Genomic DNA, 6,083 nt, shown 5'->3' on the forward strand with positions numbered 1-6,083 from the left:
ATTTATTAAGTTATTGATTTATTTACGCTATATAAAGTATCGCTTGATCAATATCACACAAATTTAGATATATTGTATTACAATTGAACTCATTCCCTTATGATGGATGCAAGTTAAGTAACACTTAAAAGATTTAAACAGATTAGGAGATACACAATGAACTCTTTCTTTATGCTAGATGAAAACCCATGGGAAGAACTTGGTGGCGGTATTAAACGTAAAATCGTTGCTTACACTGACGATCTAATGGCTGTACACCTGTGTTTTGATAAGGGTGCCATTGGCCATCCTCACACACACGAAATTCATGACCAAATCGGTTATGTTGTTCGTGGTAGCTTTGAAGCTGAGATTGAAGGCGAGAAGAGAGTACTTAAAGAAGGCGACGCTTACTTCGCTCGTAAACACATGATGCACGGTGCGGTTGCACTAGAGCAAGACAGCATCCTTCTTGATATCTTCAACCCTGCGCGTGAAGACTTTTTAAAATAATGAATAGCGCAACCTCAGTTGCTAAGGTAAGCATATGAAATCATTAAACATCGCGGTCATTGGCGAGTGCATGGTTGAGCTACAAAAGAAACAAGATGGGCTTAAGCAAAGTTTTGGTGGCGATACGCTAAATACTGCACTTTACCTGTCACGCTTAACAAAAGAACATGGCATCCAAACAAGCTATGTAACAGCACTGGGCACTGACCCATTCAGTACTGACATGTTAGAAAAGTGGCAAGCTGAAGGTATCGACACAAGCTTGGTGGCTCAGCTCGATCACAAACAACCAGGGCTTTATTACATCGAGACCGATGAAACTGGTGAGCGTAGCTTCCACTACTGGCGTAGTGATGCTGCAGCGAAGTTCATGTTTGATCAGCAAGACACGCCTGCTCTACTTGATAAGCTGTTCTCTTTTGATGCGGTTTACCTAAGTGGCATTACGCTTGCTATCTTGACAGAAAATGGTCGCACACAGCTGTTTAACTTCTTAGACAAATTTAAAGCTCAAGGCGGTCAAGTATTCTTCGACAATAACTACCGTCCTAAACTTTGGGAAAGCCAACAAGAAGCAATTTCTTGGTACTTGAAAATGCTTAAGTACACCGACACGGCTCTACTAACGTTTGATGATGAACAAGAGTTATACGGCGACGAAAGCATTGAACAATGTATTGCTCGTACGTCTGAGTCTGGTGTGAAAGAGATCGTGATCAAACGTGGCGCGAAAGACTGTTTAGTCGTCGAAAGCCAAAGTGCTCAATATGTAGCTCCAAAACCAGTTGACAACATCGTAGATACTACGGCTGCTGGCGACTCGTTCAGTGCTGGCTTCTTGGCTAAGCGTTTGAGCGGCGGTAATGCTCGTGACGCAGCATTTGCAGGTCATATTGTGGCAGGAACCGTGATTCAGCATCCAGGGGCTATCATTCCTGTAGATGCGACGCCTGATCTGTCTCTATAATTACGCACTTTAACTATTAATCAAGGGTTTGCTTAGTTGAAAGCAGGCCCACATTTAACGTGAGAAAGAATTTATGACGACATTAAATGAACAACTAGCAAACCTAAAAGTAATTCCTGTAATCGCTATCAACCGTGCTGAAGACGCAATCCCTCTAGGTAAAGCACTTGTTGAAAACGGCATGCCATGTGCAGAAATCACACTACGTACAGAATGTGCAATCGAAGCGATTCGCATCATGCGTAAAGAGTTCCCTGACATGCTAATCGGTTCAGGTACAGTACTGACTAACGAGCAAGTTGACGCATCTATCGAAGCGGGTGTTGATTTCATCGTAAGCCCAGGTTTCAACCCGCGTACTGTTCAATACTGTATCGATAAAGGTGTTGCAATCGTACCGGGTGTTAACAACCCAAGCCTAGTTGAGCAAGCAATGGAAATGGGTCTTCGCACGTTGAAGTTCTTCCCTGCTGAGCCTTCAGGCGGTACTGGTATGCTTAAAGCACTAACAGCAGTTTACCCTGTTAAATTCATGCCTACTGGTGGCGTAAGCTTGAAGAATGTTGATGAATACCTATCGATCCCTTCTGTTCTTGCGTGTGGCGGTACTTGGATGGTTCCAACTAACCTTATCGATGAAGGTAAGTGGGACGAACTAGGCAAGCTTGTTCGTGACGCAGTTGATCACGTTAACGCTTAATCTGTTTTAGATTTGGTGATAAAGCCTCACTTCGGTGGGGCTTTTTGTTATCTGAGGTTTTTCAATAACTGGATTTTGTTATCTAAATCTTTTGGGTAACTGAAGTTTGATCGTTGATAGTTTGAGGCTGTTACCTGAAGAGCACGACGCTCAAACAAGTTAAGACCTCTCAATACATTCCCGTTTATCAGGCCATCCACCAGCTTTGTGACTGGTAATTTGTAATTTTGTGCACGTGCTATCTCACTGTGCTAAAACGCCTTACACGACCTGGCAAACACTCTAAGCACTCACTTATGTAATCTAACTCACTCGACTCATACCGTGTCTTGAGCCCTGTATCGACGCATCCGCCCTTACTCACCATTAAGCATACAAACCTCTTACATATGGTTAGAAATCGCCATGAAGCAATACAAGGCTTATGGCTATGATTATCGCTTATCGGATATCGGATATTGGGTATAATTCTCGCTAGCGCCTACTCCAATTTCGAGCGGTTGGACAAACCAAGACTCTAAACACAAGAACAGCAGAAAAATTGAGCGGATAAATCGCGTAGATAAATAGTACGGATAAATAATGAGCAATTCAGGGCGTGAAATAGAAAATAGCGACATAAAAACAATAAGCTACACTTAAATGCTAGAAACAATATTTTGCGATTTAGTACGGAGATTTAACGTGAATCCCGTCGCACAACCACGTTCAGTTGTAGCACATTTGTTACGGTTATAATTAAAATCTTATAAATAAGGCAAACTAAAGCCTTATTACTTATATTGTAATACATATAAACATTTGAGCTTCAATTTATCTTGGATCTAGAGCAATTCATAAAAACAATTAAAGACAATAAAAACAGCAGGTTAAGCTAGCTTGTCGTGTGTGCTCAAAAATCAATGCGACCTAGATCATACTAAAGACATATTGTAGTACAAATAAACCTTTGGACGCGTTAATCTAAGCCCAGTTAATTATGATATTTAAAAGGCTGAAAAGATGACTATTGATACTTTTGTTGTTCTCGCCTACTTCTTCTTTTTAATCGCTATTGGTTGGATGTTCCGTAAGTTCACCACGTCGACTAGTGATTACTTCAGAGGGGGCGGCAAAATGTTGTGGTGGATGGTTGGTGCAACCGCCTTCATGACACAGTTTTCAGCATGGACGTTTACTGGAGCCGCAGGACGCGCATTCTCCGATGGTTTTGTTATTGTAATTCTGTTCTTAGCCAATGCATTTGGTTATTTCATGAACTACATGTACTTTGCCCCAAAGTTCCGTCAACTTCGTGTTGTAACCGCGATTGAAGCAATCAGACAGCGTTTTGGTAAAACTTCAGAGCAGTTCTTTACTTGGTTCGGTATGCCGGACAGCCTAATTTCTGCAGGTATTTGGCTAAATGGTCTAGCAATCTTTGTTGCTGCTGTATTTAATATCCCTATGGAAACCACCATCATCTTCACCGGTGCTGTGTTAGTCATCATGTCGGTAACTGGTGGGTCTTGGGCCGTTGTCGCATCTGACTTCATGCAAATGCTAGTTATCATGGCGGTTACGATCACTTGTGCGGTTGCTGCTTACTTCCACGGTGGTGGCATTACGAACATTGTTGATAATTTCCAAGGTGACTTCATGTTGGGGAATAACCTCAACTATGTAAGTGTATTCGTACTATGGGTTGTTTTCATCTTTGTGAAGCAGTTCGGTGTAATGAATAACAGTATCAATGCTTATCGTTACTTATGTGCTAAAGACAGTGAAAATGCGCGTAAAGCGGCAGGCTTAGCATGTATCCTAATGGTTGTTGGCCCTCTTATCTGGTTCCTACCACCTTGGTACGTAAGTGCATTCATGCCTGATTTCGCATTGGAGTACGCTTCAATGGGTGATAAAGCGGGTGATGCTGCTTACCTAGCATTCGTACAAAACGTAATGCCAGCAGGTATGGTTGGTCTATTAATGTCTGCGATGTTCGCTGCAACAATGTCTTCTATGGATTCAGGTTTGAACCGTAACGCTGGCATCTTTGTAATGAACTTCTATAGCCCTGTTCTTCGCAAGAATGCAGAGCAAAAAGAACTCGTGATTGTAAGTAAGCTAACGACAATTCTGATGGGTATAATCATTATCTCGATTGGCCTATACATTAACTCGTTACGTCACTTAAGCTTATTTGATATCGTAATGAACGTGGGTGCATTAATCGGCTTCCCAATGCTTATTCCAATCTTCCTAGGTATGATTATTCGTAAAACACCAGATTGGTCGGCTTGGACTACATTGATTGTCGGTGGTTTTGTTTCTTACATCTTTGGTATTTCTCTACAAGCAGAAGATATTGAACACCTATTTGGTTTAGAGCAACAATTGACTGGTCGTGAGTGGGCAGATCTTAAAGTTGGCTTAAGCTTAGCTGCACACGTAATCTTTACTGGTGGCTTCTTCTTAGCAACTCAATTCTTCTATAAACCTTTATCAACTGAGCGTGAGAAAGAAGTTGATACATTGTTTACTAACTGGAATACACCACTTGTTGCTGAAGGTGAAGAGCAACAAAACCTAGATACTAAACAGCGTTCAATGCTTGGTAAGCTTATCAGCACAGCAGGTTTCGGTATTCTAGCAATGGCTCTAATTCCAAACGAACCAACAGGACGCTTGTTGTTCTTACTATGTGGTTCGATGGTACTAACCGTTGGTATCCTACTGGTTAATGCATCTAAAGGTCCGGCTAAGATGAACAACGAGTCAGTTGCTAAGTAGCTAAGTAGCTAAACAGCTAAAATAAGCAGCTAACAAGTTAAACCAATAATGAAGCCCATGTTACTCATTCGAGAACATGGGCTTTTTGTTGCCTACGATTTATCAAAATAGAACTTAATACGTACATGCCTCTATTTTCAAGACTCTATGCAAATCCCCTAACCTTCCCTCGGTGTTCATCTTCTTAACAACCATTTCCAATGGTTTGATCTCTTTCTGCTTTTCTTTCTGTTACTTTGAATGACAACACAAACACAACAGATAATTACAATGAAAAAAACATCACTATTACTTGCTTCCATTACTCTGGCAGTTTCTGGTGTCGCACAAGCTGACCAATTAGAAGACATCCAAAAATCAGGCACACTTCGCGTTGGCACCACAGGCGACTACAAGCCTTTTTCTTACTTTGACGGCAAAACCTACTCTGGTTATGACATTGACGTAGCCAAGCATGTTGCTGAGCAGTTGGGCGTTGAATTACAGATTGTTCGTACCACATGGAAAGATCTACTGACCGATCTAGACAGCGATAAATACGACATCGCGATGGGCGGTATCACACGTAAAATGCAGCGTCAGTTAAACGCAGAACAAACTCAAGGCTACATGACCTTTGGTAAGTGTTTCTTAGTTGCGAAAGGCAAAGCAGAACAATACAACAGCATTGAGAAAGTGAACCTTTCTTCGGTGCGTGTTGGCGTTAATATCGGCGGGACTAACGAGATTTTTGCGGATGCTAACTTACAAGACGCGAGCTTTACACGTTACGAGAACAACCTAGACGTTCCGCAAGCCGTTGCGGAAGGTAAAGTTGATGTAATGGTGACAGAAACTCCTGAGGGCCTGTTCTATCAAGTGACAGACGAGCGCCTTGAAGCCGCTCGTTGTGAGACACCGTTTACCAACAGTCAGTTCGGTTACCTGATTCCAAAAGGTGAACAACGTTTATTGAACACGGTGAACTTCATTATGGATGAGATGAAACTAAAAGGCGTTGAAGAAGAGTTCCTGATCCACAACTCTCTTAAGTAACTCTTTACGATTTATACAGTGGCAAAAACGAGGCCAGCAATGCTGGCCTCTATCGTTATGGTTTAATTGTTCGCTTTTAGTTTAATCGTTAGATTCTAATAGCTAGCTTCCAATTTAGCG

The 6,083-nt window shown here is 41.8% G+C and carries 5 protein-coding genes; all 5 read left to right on the forward strand.

Annotated features, from left to right (window positions below):
- Window positions 1-156: 156 nt before the first annotated feature.
- The 5 genes from AC3CID_RS09215 to AC3CID_RS09235 all read left to right on the forward strand — a co-directional run bounded on the left by AC3CID_RS09215 (window position 157) and on the right by AC3CID_RS09235 (window position 5,963).
- Window positions 157-492, forward strand: a complete 336-nt coding sequence (locus AC3CID_RS09215) for a cupin domain-containing protein (RefSeq protein ID WP_010438329.1) — start codon at window positions 157-159, stop codon at window positions 490-492.
- Window positions 493-526: 34 nt separating this feature from the next.
- Window positions 527-1,459 carry a 2-dehydro-3-deoxygluconokinase gene (gene kdgK / locus AC3CID_RS09220; RefSeq protein ID WP_488526437.1) on the forward strand — a complete coding sequence of 311 codons (933 nt, stop codon included), beginning with the start codon at window positions 527-529 and terminating at the stop codon, window positions 1,457-1,459.
- A gap of 73 nt (window positions 1,460-1,532) precedes the next feature.
- Window positions 1,533-2,159: a bifunctional 4-hydroxy-2-oxoglutarate aldolase/2-dehydro-3-deoxy-phosphogluconate aldolase gene (locus AC3CID_RS09225; RefSeq protein WP_017069898.1), complete on the forward strand. Its 627-nt coding sequence runs from the start codon at window positions 1,533-1,535 to the stop codon at window positions 2,157-2,159.
- 1,002 nt (window positions 2,160-3,161) lie between these two features.
- A complete protein-coding gene (locus AC3CID_RS09230; protein WP_065204781.1) occupies window positions 3,162-4,928 on the forward strand; it encodes a sodium:solute symporter family transporter in 1,767 nt (588 codons plus the stop codon).
- Between the two features lie 270 nt (window positions 4,929-5,198).
- On the forward strand, window positions 5,199-5,963 hold the full coding sequence (locus tag AC3CID_RS09235; protein ID WP_171308743.1) for a transporter substrate-binding domain-containing protein: 765 nt from the start codon (window positions 5,199-5,201) through the stop codon (window positions 5,961-5,963).
- Window positions 5,964-6,083 lie beyond the last annotated feature (120 nt).

This window comes from Vibrio sp. QJM3NY_21 (genome assembly GCF_057785975.1).

What these genes read in the sequence shown, in the direction of transcription:
- AC3CID_RS09215 (WP_010438329.1), top strand. Translation starts at nt 157, where the DNA reads ATGAACTCTTTCTTTATGCTAGATGAAAACCCATGGGAAGAACTTGGT.
- AC3CID_RS09235 (WP_171308743.1), top strand. Translation starts at nt 5,199, where the DNA reads ATGAAAAAAACATCACTATTACTTGCTTCCATTACTCTGGCAGTTTCT.
- kdgK (WP_488526437.1), top strand. Translation starts at nt 527, where the DNA reads ATGAAATCATTAAACATCGCGGTCATTGGCGAGTGCATGGTTGAGCTA.
- AC3CID_RS09225 (WP_017069898.1), top strand. Translation starts at nt 1,533, where the DNA reads ATGACGACATTAAATGAACAACTAGCAAACCTAAAAGTAATTCCTGTA.
- AC3CID_RS09230 (WP_065204781.1), top strand. Translation starts at nt 3,162, where the DNA reads ATGACTATTGATACTTTTGTTGTTCTCGCCTACTTCTTCTTTTTAATC.